The organism is Escherichia sp. MOD1-EC6098 (assembly GCF_002965865.1).
Lineage (GTDB): Bacteria > Pseudomonadota > Gammaproteobacteria > Enterobacterales > Enterobacteriaceae > Escherichia > Escherichia marmotae.
Window position 1 is genome coordinate 148,338 of sequence record NZ_PTSN01000013.1, and the last position, 13,449, is coordinate 161,786.

The 13,449-nt window shown below is 46.6% G+C and carries 12 protein-coding genes; 6 read left to right on the forward strand and 6 right to left on the reverse strand.

The window, feature by feature from the left end; translation table 11 throughout:
- Positions 1–316 precede the first annotated feature (316 nt).
- A complete protein-coding gene (galR, locus tag C0K55_RS14925; protein WP_016249151.1) occupies positions 317–1,348 on the forward strand; it encodes an HTH-type transcriptional regulator GalR in 1,032 nt (343 codons plus the stop codon).
- Positions 1,349–1,354: 6 nt separating this feature from the next.
- On the opposite strand, the gene lysA is transcribed toward galR, so the two are convergent.
- Complete coding sequence (lysA, locus tag C0K55_RS14930) at positions 1,355–2,617, reverse strand: diaminopimelate decarboxylase (RefSeq protein ID WP_105263833.1); 1,263 nt, start codon at positions 2,615–2,617, stop codon at positions 1,355–1,357.
- 121 nt (positions 2,618–2,738) lie between these two features.
- On the opposite strand from lysA, the gene lysR reads away from it, so the two are divergent.
- Positions 2,739–3,656, forward strand: coding sequence for a DNA-binding transcriptional regulator LysR (gene lysR / locus C0K55_RS14935; RefSeq protein WP_105266673.1), 918 nt, complete (start codon positions 2,739–2,741; stop codon positions 3,654–3,656).
- Between the two features lie 4 nt (positions 3,657–3,660).
- Here lysR and ygeA read toward each other — a convergent pair whose 3' ends face one another.
- The 5 genes from ygeA to C0K55_RS14970 form a co-directional block, all read right to left on the reverse strand.
- A complete protein-coding gene (gene ygeA / locus C0K55_RS14940) occupies positions 3,661–4,353 on the reverse strand; it encodes an amino acid racemase (protein ID WP_001516999.1) in 693 nt (230 codons plus the stop codon).
- Positions 4,354–4,483: 130 nt separating this feature from the next.
- Positions 4,484–5,902, reverse strand: coding sequence for an arabinose-proton symporter AraE (gene araE / locus C0K55_RS14945; protein WP_000256427.1), 1,419 nt, complete (start codon positions 5,900–5,902; stop codon positions 4,484–4,486).
- Between the two features lie 314 nt (positions 5,903–6,216).
- Entirely contained in the window at positions 6,217–6,978 is a 762-nt protein-coding gene (kduD, locus tag C0K55_RS14955; RefSeq protein WP_000602501.1) for a 2-dehydro-3-deoxy-D-gluconate 5-dehydrogenase KduD, read from the reverse strand.
- A gap of 29 nt (positions 6,979–7,007) precedes the next feature.
- Positions 7,008–7,844, reverse strand: coding sequence for a 5-dehydro-4-deoxy-D-glucuronate isomerase (gene kduI, locus C0K55_RS14960; RefSeq protein ID WP_105266671.1), 837 nt, complete (start codon positions 7,842–7,844; stop codon positions 7,008–7,010).
- A gap of 288 nt (positions 7,845–8,132) precedes the next feature.
- Entirely contained in the window at positions 8,133–9,314 is a 1,182-nt protein-coding gene (locus C0K55_RS14970; protein ID WP_105266670.1) for an acetyl-CoA C-acetyltransferase, read from the reverse strand.
- Between the two features lie 255 nt (positions 9,315–9,569).
- On the opposite strand from C0K55_RS14970, the gene C0K55_RS14975 reads away from it, so the two are divergent.
- The 4 genes from C0K55_RS14975 to C0K55_RS14990 form a co-directional block, all read left to right on the forward strand.
- Entirely contained in the window at positions 9,570–10,799 is a 1,230-nt protein-coding gene (locus C0K55_RS14975) for an amino acid permease (RefSeq protein WP_105266669.1), read from the forward strand.
- Positions 10,800–11,257: 458 nt separating this feature from the next.
- Entirely contained in the window at positions 11,258–11,890 is a 633-nt protein-coding gene (locus C0K55_RS14980) for a helix-turn-helix transcriptional regulator (RefSeq protein ID WP_001517001.1), read from the forward strand.
- A 342-nt stretch (positions 11,891–12,232) separates the two neighbouring features.
- Complete coding sequence (locus tag C0K55_RS14985; protein WP_010378573.1) at positions 12,233–13,048, forward strand: winged helix-turn-helix domain-containing protein; 816 nt, start codon at positions 12,233–12,235, stop codon at positions 13,046–13,048.
- Positions 13,035–13,449, forward strand: a 415-nt coding sequence (locus C0K55_RS14990; protein ID WP_105283417.1) for a hypothetical protein, incomplete at its 3' end; no start/stop codon positions are given. The genes C0K55_RS14985 and C0K55_RS14990, both read left to right, overlap by 14 nt.

The window sequence follows — 13,449 nt, forward strand, 5'->3', positions numbered from 1 at the left end:
TTACAGATTGATGTCAGGCGAAAAAAAACCTGCGCATCTGCGCAGGCTGGTGTAATTCATGTGCTCAACCCGAAGTTGACTTCACCTATCAATACCTCTGGGATCACCACTTTAGCAACCTGAAGCCAAACGCCACCAGCGGTCAATCGCAACAGCGTTTCGCAAAGTGTAACCAAAGGTTTGTAATCTCTTTTTTTGTCTTACTTATTCGCGTTTCGCTCACATTCCCCGCGCAGAAAACACCACACCCCTTGAACCAACGGGCGTTTTCCGTAACACTGACAGAATGTAAGCGTTTACCCACAAAGGTATTTTCATGGCGACCATAAAGGATGTAGCCCGACTGGCAGGCGTTTCAGTCGCCACAGTTTCCCGCGTCATTAATAACTCTCCAAAAGCCAGTGAAGCTTCTCGTCTGGCTGTGCATAGCGCGATGGAATCTCTTAGCTATCACCCAAACGCCAACGCCCGGGCGCTGGCACAACAGACAACTGAAACCGTTGGCCTGATCGTTGGCGATGTTTCCGATCCCTTTTTCGGCGCAATGGTGAAAGCGGTCGAACAGGTGGCTTATCACACCGGTAATTTCTTATTGATTGGCAATGGTTACCACAACGAGCAAAAAGAGCGTCAGGCCATTGAGCAGTTGATCCGTCATCGCTGCGCCGCACTGGTTGTCCATGCCAAAATGATCCCGGATGCCGATTTAGCCGCATTGATGAAACAAATGCCAGGCATGGTGCTGATCAACCGGATACTCCCTGGTTTTGAGAACCGTTGTATCGCTCTGGACGATCGTTACGGTGCCTGGCTGGCGACACGTCATTTAATTCAGCAAGGTCATACCCGTATTGGTTACCTTTGCTCTAACCACTCTATTTCTGACGCCGAAGATCGCCTCCAGGGGTATTACGATGCCCTTACTGAAAGCGGTATTCCAGTTAATGACCGGTTAGTAACTTTTGGTGAACCGGATGAAAGTGGCGGCGAACAGGCAATGACTGAACTGCTGGGAAGAGGCCGGAATTTCACCGCGGTGGCCTGTTATAACGACTCAATGGCGGCGGGCGCGATGGGCGTACTCAATGACAATGGGATCGATGTACCGGGCGAGATTTCGTTGATTGGTTTTGATGATGTGCTGGTATCACGCTATGTGCGCCCACGGCTGACCACCGTACGTTACCCCATTGTGACGATGGCAACCCAGGCTGCCGAACTGGCATTAGCGCTGGCGGATAATCGCCCCCTCCCCGAAATCACCAATGTCTTTAGTCCTACGCTGGTACGCCGCCATTCAGTTTCAACGCCGTCGCTGGAGGCAACGCATAACACCGCCAGCGACTAGCGGTGATTAAAGCAACTCTAGCGCCAGTAATTCTTCAATGGTCTGGCGGCGGCGAATCAACCGCGCCTGACCATTATCAAACAGAACTTCTGGCAACAGTGGGCGGCTATTGTAGTTTGATGACATTGACGCGCCATATGCCCCCGTATCATGCAGCACCAGATAATCACCCGCCTTCACTTCCGGCAAAGCGCGGGTTTCGACATTTCCCCCCTCCTGCTGGGTAAAAACATCGCCCGATTCACATAACGGCCCGGCGACAACGGTTTCCACCGTTGGTGCCTGTTCAAGAGAACGACCATCAGCCGCCAGGGCGCTAATATGGTGGTAACTGCCGTACATTGCCGGACGCATCAGGTCGTTAAATCCGGCATCAACCAGCACAAAGCGGCGACTGCCCATTTGTTTGACGCTCCGCACCTGAGTAATCAACACGCCAGACTGCGCCACCAGGAAGCGACCCGGTTCAATTTCCAGTTTCACGTGATGCCCCAAATGGCAAGCGATCTGCTCACGCGCGGCATTCCACAGACCATAATAATGTTCAGTATCAACCGACTCCTCTCCCTGCTGATAAGGAACAGAAAGCCCACCACCTGCAGAAATAGCCTGTAAATCCTGACCAAATTCGATGACCTGACGCACCATCGCCCCACACACCTGCTCCAGATGCGCGTAATCAACACCGGAACCAATGTGCATGTGAATGCCGACCAGTTGCAGATGATGACGTTGTATCACTTCCAGTGCGGCGGGAAGATCGGCATACCAGATGCCGTGCTTACTGTTTTCGCCACCAGTATTGGTTTTTTGGCTATGACCGTGACCAAACCCCGGGTTAACGCGCAGCCATACCCGATGCCCTGGCGAAATCTTCCCCAGTTGGTCGAGCATATCGACAGAGCCAGCATTCACTGGAATTTGCAATTCACTGACGCGCTCAAGCGTTGCCTGATCGATAACATCCGCGGTAAAGACGATGTCATCGGGATGCGTTTGCGGATTGTATCCCGCCGCCAGCGCACGCTCGATTTCACCCAACGAGACGGAATCTACTTTCACGCCCTGCTCACGCATTAAGCGCAAAATATGAATATTGGAACAAGCTTTCTGTGCGAAGCGCACCACATCAAACTGTTTCAACGCCGCAATCTGCCGACGAATAATTTGTGCATCGTAGACCCACACCGGGCAGCCAAATTCTGCGGGCAAGCGCAGCAGATTTTCGGCGCTGAGATCGGTATCAGTGCTGAACAGTGAATGTGGCATAACAAACTCCGAATAAGTGCTTTTTTATGATTACGCCACATCATAAAAAGAATAAAAAATATCGATTTATGCCGAGTCTATGCAAAAATGATATGGATTACCGAATTGCGAGAGAAAGTCGATGGCCGCCGTTAACTTACGTCATATTGAAATTTTTCATGCGGTTATGACCGCCGGAAGCCTGACTGAAGCCGCACAACTGCTGCACACCTCACAGCCAACTGTCAGCCGCGAACTGGCACGTTTTGAAAAGGTGATTGGGCTGAAACTGTTTGAGCGCATACGCGGAAGATTACATCCTACCGTGCAAGGACTGCGGCTATTTGAAGAGGTGCAGCGCTCCTGGTACGGGCTGGATCGCATCGTCAGCGCCGCTGAAAGTCTGCGCGAGTTTCGCCAGGGAGAACTTTCAATTGCCTGCCTGCCGGTCTTTTCGCAGTCTTTTTTGCCCCCGCTGCTACAACCTTTTCTGGCCCGTTATCCTGAAGTCAGTTTAAATATCGTGCCGCAGGAATCGCCGCTACTTGAAGAGTGGCTTTCGGCCCAGCGCCATGATTTAGGACTCACCGAAACGCTGCATACGCCTGCGGGTACGGAACGTACCGAATTACTGTCTTTAGATGAAGTCTGTGTTTTACCGCGGGCACATCCGCTGGCGATAAAAGAGGTATTAACGCCGGAAGATTTTCAGGGTGAGAATTACATCAGCCTTTCCCGTACTGACAGCTATCGCCAGTTGCTGGATCAACTGTTTAATGAACATCAGGTTAAACGCCGCATGATTGTGGAGACCCATAGTGCCGCGTCAGTCTGCGCGATGGTACGGGCGGGAGCGGGCGTTTCGATAGTTAACCCACTCACCGCTCTGGATTATGCAGCAAGCGGATTAGTCGTGCGGCGATTCAGTATTGCTGTTCCCTTCACCGTTAGCCTGATTCGCCCCCTGCACCGCCCGTCTTCAGCATTGGTGCAGGCATTTACAGAGCATTTACAAGTCGGTTTACCGAAACTGGTTGCCTCGCTTGACGCTATTTTGTAGTCAGTTACGACAGCATAAAGGCAACCGCATCCTCGGCATGGATCGCTGCAGTATCAAATACGGGAAGAACGCTGCGTTCTTCAGGCACCAGTAAACCAATTTCTGTGCAGCCGAAAATCACACCCTGCGCGCCCTGTTCTGCGAGGCGAGCAATCACTTGCGCATAATAAGCGCGCGATGCTTCGGTAAATTGCCCCAGACACAGCTCTTCAAAAATAATCTGATTAATTTTCGCCCGTTCATCCGCTTCAGGCACCAGACAATCGATAGAAAATTGCTCCGCCAACCGCCCACGATAAAAATCCTGCTCCATAGTGTAGCGCGTGCCCAGTAGCGCTACGCGCGTCATTCCGGCGCGGCTGATTGCTCGTCCGGTGGCATCCGCAATATGTAAAAAAGGCAGCGAGCAACGGGATTCGATGACATCTGCCACTTTGTGCATCGTATTGGTACATAACACAATGCCCTCTGCACCCGCCCGCTGTAAGCCAATCGCCGCCTCTGCCAGAATCTCCCCGGTTTTATCCCATTCACCACGACGTTGACACTCTTCTATTTCATGAAAATCGACGCTATGTAGCAGCACTTGCGCAGAGTGAAGTCCACCAAGCCGCTGTTTAATGCCTTCATTTATCAGGCGATAGTAAGGGATGGTGGATTCCCAACTCATTCCCCCCAGCAAACCAATTGTTTTCATTCCTCTCTCCTGTCTTGTGAGTTACCGCAGCGAGGCAGAATAAAGGACGTAACGAACGCCTCAACGGCCAGGTGCCCGATCTCTATTAGCGAAAAAAAGGCCGGATGTACAGCACATCCGGCCAGTGAAATCAGACGCCGATATTTCTCAACTTCTCGCCAGACATCAGTTTACGTTCGATATGTTCCAGCGTGACATTCTTGGTTTCAGGAATGAGCCAGAAAGTGATGCCCACAAACGCAATGTTCAATGCGGTGTAGAGCCAGAACGTACCGGCAGCGCCAATGCTGTCGAGCAACGTCAGGAAGGTCGCGCCGATAATCATGTTCGACACCCAGTTGGTGGTGGTCGAGCAAGTAATACCGAAATCGCGACATTTCAGCGGCTGAATTTCGGAGCACAGGATCCACACCACAGGTGCGGCACTCATCGCATAACCGGCAATACACATCATCGTCATGCCAACAGAGAGCCAGGACAAACCACTGGAAGCCGTTCCGTTATCAAACTGCATCAGGCAATAACCCAACACCAGAGTTCCCAACGCCATCACGCTGAAACCAATTTTCAGCGCCGGTTTACGCCCCGCTTTATCGACCGTAAAGACGGCAATAAAGGTGGCGAACATAAAGGTCAACCCCACCACCAGAGTCGCAATCATCTGCTGTTCGGTAGTCGTAAAGCCCGCCATTTTGAAGATACGCGGCGCGTAGTACATGATGATGTTCATACCAGTAAACTGCTGCATGGCCTGCAACAACATACCGAGGAACACGGCACGACGGACGTTACGGTTGATCTTAAACAGCGCCCAACCGCCCTGTTTTAATTTCAGGCTTTCACGTATTTCGTTGAGTTCTTCTCGCGCTTTTTCCGATGTATCGCGCAGCATACGCAGCACTTCTTCCGCCTCAATATGACGCCCTTTCTCCGCCAGCCAGCGCGGACTATTCGGCAGGAAGACCACCAGAATAATCAACAGGACTGCAGGTAAGGCAAGAACACCTAACATTGCGCGCCAGTTACCGCTATAGCTGAAGGCTGTATCGGATAAAAACGCCAGCACAATGCCGAGTGTGACCATCAACTGGTACATACTGATCATCTTGCCACGAACGTTTTCACTCGCCATTTCTGAGAGATAGAGAGGTGCAGTATAAGAGGCGATTCCGACAGCAATCCCCAGCACCACACGGGCGGCAATCAGCATTTCAACGCTGGTCGCAAAAGCCGACCCTATCGAACCGAGCACAAAGAGGATAGCCCCCGCCATCAGACTGTATTTACGCCCCAGGCGGAACGACAGCCAACCGTTAAACAGCGCACCGATTGCTGCGCCAAGCATCATGCTGCTGACCACCCACTCCTGCAAACGACTGGTCAGCACAAAGTGATCGGTGATGAACGGCAACGCTCCGGCAATAACTCCGATATCAAGACCGAATAACAATCCCGCGACCGCAGCAGCTACCGAAACAAACATATTCATACGCCGCGTATCGCGCAGAGGGCGCGGCGTTAAAGCAGATTCCGTATTGATAGTAACCATTTTTTCCTGCCAGCACAGAGTAAGACATAGTGAAAAAATACGTGAACAATTAACTCAGGTGTCAGGTCGGAAATATCATAAATATGGATTAAACTGCTGCTACATACTGTTATGTGATGGACATTACACTTTTAAAATTAAGTGAAATTAATGACATTATAATTAAGCACCTAATTTTAAAGCAGATAAAACTCATAAAGTTTATTAATTGATAATTCATATGGATTATTTCATAACCATGATATGGATTATGCTGATTATCAGAAATAAAAAACCCCGCCGTCAGGTAGGGTCTTAATAGCAAACTGAATAAATTAACGTGCCAGCCAGCCGCCATCCACAGCAACGGTATAACCATTCACATAGTCTGAAGCACTGGAGGCAAGGAATACCACCGGCCCCATCAGATCGCTCGGTAGCCCCCAGCGTCCGGCAGGAATGCGCTCAAGAATTTCCGCACTACGTTGTTCATCAGCCCGCAATTGCTGAGTATTGTTGGTCGCCATGTAACCCGGAGCAATCGCATTAACGTTGATGTTATGTTTTGCCCATTCGTTCGCCATCAGGCGCGTCACGCCCATCACGCCGCTTTTTGATGCGGTATACGAAGGCACACGGATCCCGCCCTGAAATGAAAGCATTGACGCAATATTGATAATCTTGCCGCCGTTGCCCTGAGCGATAAAGTGTTTCGCCGCGGCCTGAGACATGAAGAACACGCTTTTGATATTCAGGTTCATCACATCATCCCAGTCTTTTTCGCTGAACTCGAGGGCATCTTCACGGCGAATCAATCCGGCGTTATTCACCAGGATATCAATATGACCGAACTCTGCTACCGCACGATCCAGCAGTGCTGGGATGCCATCAATCTTACGCAGATCGGCAGTCAGACTTAAAAAGCGACGCCCCAGCGCAGTAACCTGTTCAATAGTCTCTGTTGGCTCAACAATGTTGATGCCGACAATGTCACAACCCGCCTGTGCCAGCCCCAGTGCCATTCCCTGTCCCAGCCCGGTGTCACAACCGGTGACTACCGCAACTTTACCTTCAAGAGAAAATGCATTTAAAATCATAATAATACCTTATTCATTTATACTCGCGACTAGCGCAGATCTTTAACGGCAACGTGGTCCATATCATCAAAGACCTGGTTTTCACCGACCATGCCCCAGATAAAGGTATAAGCTTTGGTTCCTACGCCAGAATGGATAGACCAACTTGGGGAGATCACTGCCTGTTCGTTATGTATCACAATATGACGCGTTTCTTGCGGCTGCCCCATCATGTGGAAAACGCAGGCGTCATCGTCCATGTTGAAATAGAAATAAACTTCCATCCGGCGTTCGTGGGTGTGGCACGGCATCGTGTTCCACAGGTTACCCGGTGCCAGCTCCGTCAGCCCCATACTCAACTGGCAGGTTTCCAGCACATCCGGCACAAAATATTTGTTAATCGTGCGGCGGTTGCTGGTGAGGTTATCGCCCAGCGTAACCGGAGACACTTCGGACGGAGTCACTTTTTTGGTGGGATACGTTGTGTGAGCAGGCGCACAGTTGTAGTAAAACTTCGCTGGAGTGGCACTATCGATGCTGGCAAAGACAACCTCTTTTGCACCTTTACCTACATACAAGGCATCGCGGTGACCGGTTTCATAGCATTGACCATCGACAGTAATCGTTCCGGCACCGCCAATATTGATAACACCCAGCTCGCGACGCTCAAGGAAGTAGCTCACGCCCAGTTGTTTTCCGACTTCCCCGCCAACGGAAACCGTTTTTGCTACCGGCATAATACCGCCAACAATAATACGGTCAATGTGGCTGTAAACCATGGTGTACTCATCCGCGACGAATACCTTTTCAACCAAAAATTCATTGCGCAGCCCCTGGGTATCCAGCGTTTTCGCGTGCGCACTGTGGATGCTCTGTCTTACGTCCACATCAACCTCCGATAATCAGTGAAGCATGAAATTACAAACGATAGTGAAACATCGTTTCGTTTTCTCTTTAAAGGGATGATATGCCCATGGGATATGGTTTTCAATTAAAAATAAAACATTGTTTCATTTTCTGAAAAGGGATTGAAAAAAGTGTAGTACCGATCACGAATCAGCCAGGTAGAAGGAGAAAAGTCAGGTTTTATATGAAATGTGCATAGCGGTGCCAGCCATCATCATAAAGCAGATTGATGGCGGCAGATGTTTAACGGATAAGGAAGAAATACAGATCTAATCGTCACGCTCAATAGTTAATGCCACCCCCTGACCACCACCAATGCAGAGTGTAGCCAATCCTTTACGAGCGTTGCGTTTCACCATTTCATGAACCAAAGAAACTAAAATGCGGCACCCGGAGGCACCAATCGGGTGACCCAACGCAATCGCGCCCCCATTGACATTGACCCGGCGTTCATCCCACTCGAGCATCTTGCCAACAGAAAGCGCCTGCGCGGCAAATGCTTCATTAGCCTCAATAAGATCGATATCGGCCAGTTGCCAGCCAACACGCTCCAGGCAACGGCGGGTTGCATACACCGGGGCAATGCCCATCAGTGCAGGATCGACACCAACGCTGGCAAAGGCGCGAATACGTGCGAGCACGGGTAAATTCAACGCTCGCGCTTTGGCTTCGCTCATCATCATTACCGCAGCAGCACCATCATTGATGGATGAGGCATTTCCCGCAGTAACAGAGCCGTGGCTATCAAATGACGGATCTAAACTGGCTAGCCCTTCTGCACTGGCATCAGTACGCGGCTGTTCATCGGTATCAACGATCAATAACTGCCCGTTGCTTTGCGTTCTGACCGGGACGATCTCATCTTTGAATCGTCCGGCGTCAATGGCCGCCCGCGCTTTTTGCTGCGAACTAAGTGCGTAGGCATCTTGTAACTGGCGGCTGATACCATATTCGCGCGCCAGATTTTCGGCGGTGACACCAATATGGTAATCATTGAATGCATCCCACAAGCCGTCATGCACCAGGCTATCAACCAATTGGCTATCGCCAAGCTGTGCTCCGGTGCGGCTATCAGTCAAAACATGCGGCGCGCGACTCATATTTTCCTGGCCACCGGCAATAACAATATCAGCCTCACCACACTGGATCGCCTGAGTGGCGAGATGCAAAGCTTTTAGTCCGGAACCACAAACATCATTAATGGTAATTGCCGAAACGCTGTTGGGAAGACCACCTTTAATCGCTGATTGCCGTGCTGGATTCTGCCCTGCCCCGGCGGTCAGAACCTGTCCCAGAATCACCTCATCTACCGCATGTGCTGCAACACCAGTGCGATCTAATAATGCTTTCACGACCAGGCTGCCTAATTCCACAGCGGAATGGCCTGCCAATGCTCCACGAAAGCAACCGATAGGTGTTCGTAACGCCCCGACAATCACAACGTCTTTCATCACAACCTCGCACCAATTAACCGCGTAATAGCAAATGATTGTTAACAACAATTATCTTAAATGTTTAAAAATAGTGATTTTTATCACAAAGGAAATTCGTCGGAATGAGGGATGGAGATACCAGGCTGGCACGCAAGGTTTGCATCTACTAACACACCAATCCACGGTTGATATAGCGTTAATCTCCCATGTCTGGCCTGGTTTATGGTAAATTGCCCTCCATTTTGTTTAATTTGTAGATGATACGTTCAAATAATGTCTAAGATTTGGTCAAAAGAAGAAACTCTCTGGAGCTTCGCACTCTACGGCACTGCCGTTGGCGCAGGCACACTCTTCCTTCCTATTCAGTTAGGTTCAGCGGGAGCGGTGGTCCTGTTTATTACTGCACTGGTCGCCTGGCCTTTAACATATTGGCCACATAAGGCCTTGTGCCAGTTCATCCTTTCTTCAAAAACATCAGCAGGCGAAGGGATCACTGGCGCGGTAACTCACTACTATGGCAAGAAGATTGGTAATCTGATTACCACTCTGTACTTCATTGCTTTTTTTGTCGTCGTGTTGATATATGCAGTGGCAATCACCAACTCACTCACTGAACAACTGGCGAAGCATATGGCCATTGATCTACGCATCCGTATGCTGGTGAGTCTTGGTGTTGTGTTGATCCTGAATCTCATTTTTCTGATGGGACGCCATGCCACAATTCGGGTAATGGGATTTTTGGTTTTCCCGCTGATTGCCTACTTTTTATTTCTTTCCATCTACCTGGTCGGTAGCTGGCAGCCTTCTTTATTAACAACCCAGGTAGAGTTCAATCAGAATACCCTTCACCAGATATGGATATCGATTCCCGTGATGGTTTTCGCCTTTAGCCATACACCGATTATTTCTACGTTTGCCATCGACAGACGTGAAAAATACGGCGAACACGCTATGGATAAATGCAAAAAAATTATGAAGGTCGCTTATCTCATCATCTGCGTGAGCGTGCTATTCTTTGTCTTTAGCTGCCTGTTATCAATTCCACCTTCATATATTGAAACGGCAAAAGAGGAAGGCGTCACCATTTTATCGGCACTGTCTATGTTGCCAAATGCCCCTGCATGGTTGTCAATTTCTGGGGTTATTGTCGCGGTAGTTGCAATGTCTAAATCATTTTTAGGCACCTACTTTGGCGTTATTGAAGGTGCGACGGAATTAGTCAAAACAACGTTACAGCAGGTAGGGGTTAAAAAAAGCCGTGCATTTAACCGCGCACTGTCAATTATGTTGGTATCACTGATTACTTTCATCGTCTGCTGCATCAACCCTAACGCAATTTCGATGATCTACGCAATCAGCGGTCCGCTCATTGCCATGATTCTTTTTATCATGCCTACACTGTCTACGTACCTCATCCCTACGCTTAAACCCTGGCGTTCCATCAGAAATCTAATTACGTTGATCGTGGGTATTTTGTGCGTTTCGGTAATGTTCTTTAGTTAATCTCTGAGGTGAATGGTTCAAAATAGTCATAATTTTGAACCATTCCAATTCTTACAATGCCTGCCCACCATTAATCCTCCCTCTGACTATTCATAGCATAAACAAGCATTATCAAGCTGTTATCATCAGTAAAAATCTGAACATCTTAAATAAGACTATTTAAGATGCTTCACTTAGATTTACAAGATATCTTCTGGTTATTCGAAAACAATTTGCAGTATAGATATTCCTAATGCATTAGGTAGTTATCTGATTTGCAATAAAGCCAATATGGTTAACCAAGTGAAATCAAACCATATTTAAAACTTAACGACGTATTCTTAAATAGTTTATTGAGAATAATATCAAATACAGATTAAACGCAAATTTCTATTAAAAGCTTATTAAATCAGAGTGTATTGACATCATCAATAACCAATGAAATTATGCGATTATCTATGAATAGGGAGGTTATTAACATGAGACTTTGTAGTAGATATAAAAGTCTTACATGCAATAGTTGCTCAATGCATTGTCAAATAATGCCAGAAAAGTCACCACGTTTGCAGTATTGTGCAAACGCATGCTTTTGTATGTGGCCCGAAGATAGTTCGTATTTTAATCGTGGTGTGGTTGAAGGCATATTAAGTAAAAACCATAACGCACGATTAAGCGGATACATTTTTGTAGATTTTTCAGTAAGTTTTTTACGTCTTTTTTTAGATAAAGACTGGATTGACTATCTTACGAGTACTGATATGGGAATTGTATTGGTAAGCGACAGGAATATGCAATCTCTTGCTAATTACTGGAGAAAACATAACCCAGCAATATCAGCCATTATATATAATGATGATGGACTGGATGTTGCTAACGAAAAGATCAGACAGTTGTTTATCGGTCGTTATCTGTCGTTTACCAGAGGCAATACGTTAACTCAAATGGAGTTCACCATAATGGGGCATATGGTCTCTGGCTATAATCCATATCAGATTGCAGAAACACTCAACATGGATATCCGTAGCATCTACGCCTACAAGCAAAGAATTGAAAAAAGGATGGGTGGTAAAATTAACGAATTGTTTATACGTTCAAACTCAGTTCAGCATTGAAACGTAACTATCAATAATCATAATTATTGTATATACGGGCATTTATAAAGATGCCCGTATTTTATATCACGCACTTTTAACGCCATTTGTTAAATATTTAGTTTAATCATGTAAGTTTTGTGTGTTATCTCAAAAGATGAAGAGACATCATGAGAGAAAAATCATAAAAACGTCGTTACAACTGTTAAATTTGTTAATATATAGAATTTTAAGTTACATTAACATATTGCAATCATGATTATCGGAATGAATATAAAATTAATATATATTTATTAGATAAATACTAATATACTTATCAAACTATTTAATTTCAATTTTCTTGATGCCGTATTTTATTGACGTATGTACTGGATTATTAACAATAATATTGAGTTCTGGCCGGAACACAGGAAATTAATTTCGGTACATGACGCCGAGCTGAACGTCGTTCTGACAACGCCAGCAAGCAGGTGTTTATCGTTGCTACTTGAAGCTTTTCCAGATGTGGTCGCACAACAAGATTTTTTCTCCAGAGTCTGGGAAGAAGAAGGTATGCGTGTACCGGTCAACACGTTATACCAAAACATATCGATTATCAGACGCGGATTTCGTGCGGTTGGTGAGACTACGCATTCGCTTATTGCAACCGTGCCGAGAAAAGGGTTCAAGATCAATAATGATATAAACATAGGAAGTCATACCCTCCCCTCTTCAGTAGATGTTCAAAAGAACAATTCTCCTCACAGCCTGAACGTTACAGATGAGCTTAGAGACATAAATGTTGCTCCAGATAATCATGTCAGGAACATACTCTGGCGCTCTAAATTTTATTTACCAATGTTAAGTGCGTTTGGTGTAGGTTTGCTTACCGCATTTTTACTATGGAATAATAGTCAACCCAGATCATTTTTCAAAGATTACAGAACTGTTGCACAAATAAATGGTTGTCATTTTAATGTTGCAGAAGATAGCATCGATGGTTTGAAAGATTTCGATAAATATAAGAACCGTATATTAGGGTCAGGAATTGACTGTAAAAAATATCCGTGGCTATATTTTTCACTCTCCAGGTCGTCTCCGGGTTTGATTGTTATGGCATGCAAAAAAAACTACAGTAATAACGAAGTTGCCGGCTGTTTAACTCTGTCTTATCGTGAGGTTAATCGTGACTCGCTGTAAAAAAGTCCTGCTTATTGTTTTATGCTTTATCAGTGGGTTTATTTTATTCATTGCCTATCATTATTCTAAAGAACAAATCTCATATAATGAAAAATGTACGGCTAATTGGGTGATTTTTAATGACCAGGGGCAAGCCAATCTTACTCTTGATTTTATGTATAATAAAAACCAAAAGACTGGAACAGTTGCACTGAGTGGCACATGGAAACAAAACACAAAGGTTTATAAAGCAATTCGACGAGATATTGAATATACATGGAGTGAAAATTATAATACTTTGCATCTCATCTCCAACAAAATAAACAAATTTGATATTATTGATCAAGTTGAGGATGATAAACTTGCACTACTCCTTCCTGATTTTTATGTCTTTTCAGGAAAAATAATAAGCTATAGTATAC

Excerpts from the sequence above, each read along its gene's own strand:
- galR (WP_016249151.1), top strand. The coding sequence starts at position 317 with ATGGCGACCATAAAGGATGTAGCCCGACTGGCAGGCGTTTCAGTCGCC.
- lysA (WP_105263833.1), bottom strand. The coding sequence starts at position 2,617 with ATGCCACATTCACTGTTCAGCACTGATACCGATCTCAGCGCCGAAAAT.
- lysR (WP_105266673.1), top strand. The coding sequence starts at position 2,739 with ATGGCCGCCGTTAACTTACGTCATATTGAAATTTTTCATGCGGTTATG.
- ygeA (WP_001516999.1), bottom strand. The coding sequence starts at position 4,353 with ATGAAAACAATTGGTTTGCTGGGGGGAATGAGTTGGGAATCCACCATC.
- araE (WP_000256427.1), bottom strand. The coding sequence starts at position 5,902 with ATGGTTACTATCAATACGGAATCTGCTTTAACGCCGCGCCCTCTGCGC.
- kduD (WP_000602501.1), bottom strand. The coding sequence starts at position 6,978 with ATGATTTTAAATGCATTTTCTCTTGAAGGTAAAGTTGCGGTAGTCACC.
- C0K55_RS14970 (WP_105266670.1), bottom strand. The coding sequence starts at position 9,314 with ATGAAAGACGTTGTGATTGTCGGGGCGTTACGAACACCTATCGGTTGC.
- C0K55_RS14975 (WP_105266669.1), top strand. The coding sequence starts at position 9,570 with ATGTCTAAGATTTGGTCAAAAGAAGAAACTCTCTGGAGCTTCGCACTC.
- C0K55_RS14980 (WP_001517001.1), top strand. The coding sequence starts at position 11,258 with ATGAGACTTTGTAGTAGATATAAAAGTCTTACATGCAATAGTTGCTCA.
- C0K55_RS14985 (WP_010378573.1), top strand. The coding sequence starts at position 12,233 with ATGTACTGGATTATTAACAATAATATTGAGTTCTGGCCGGAACACAGG.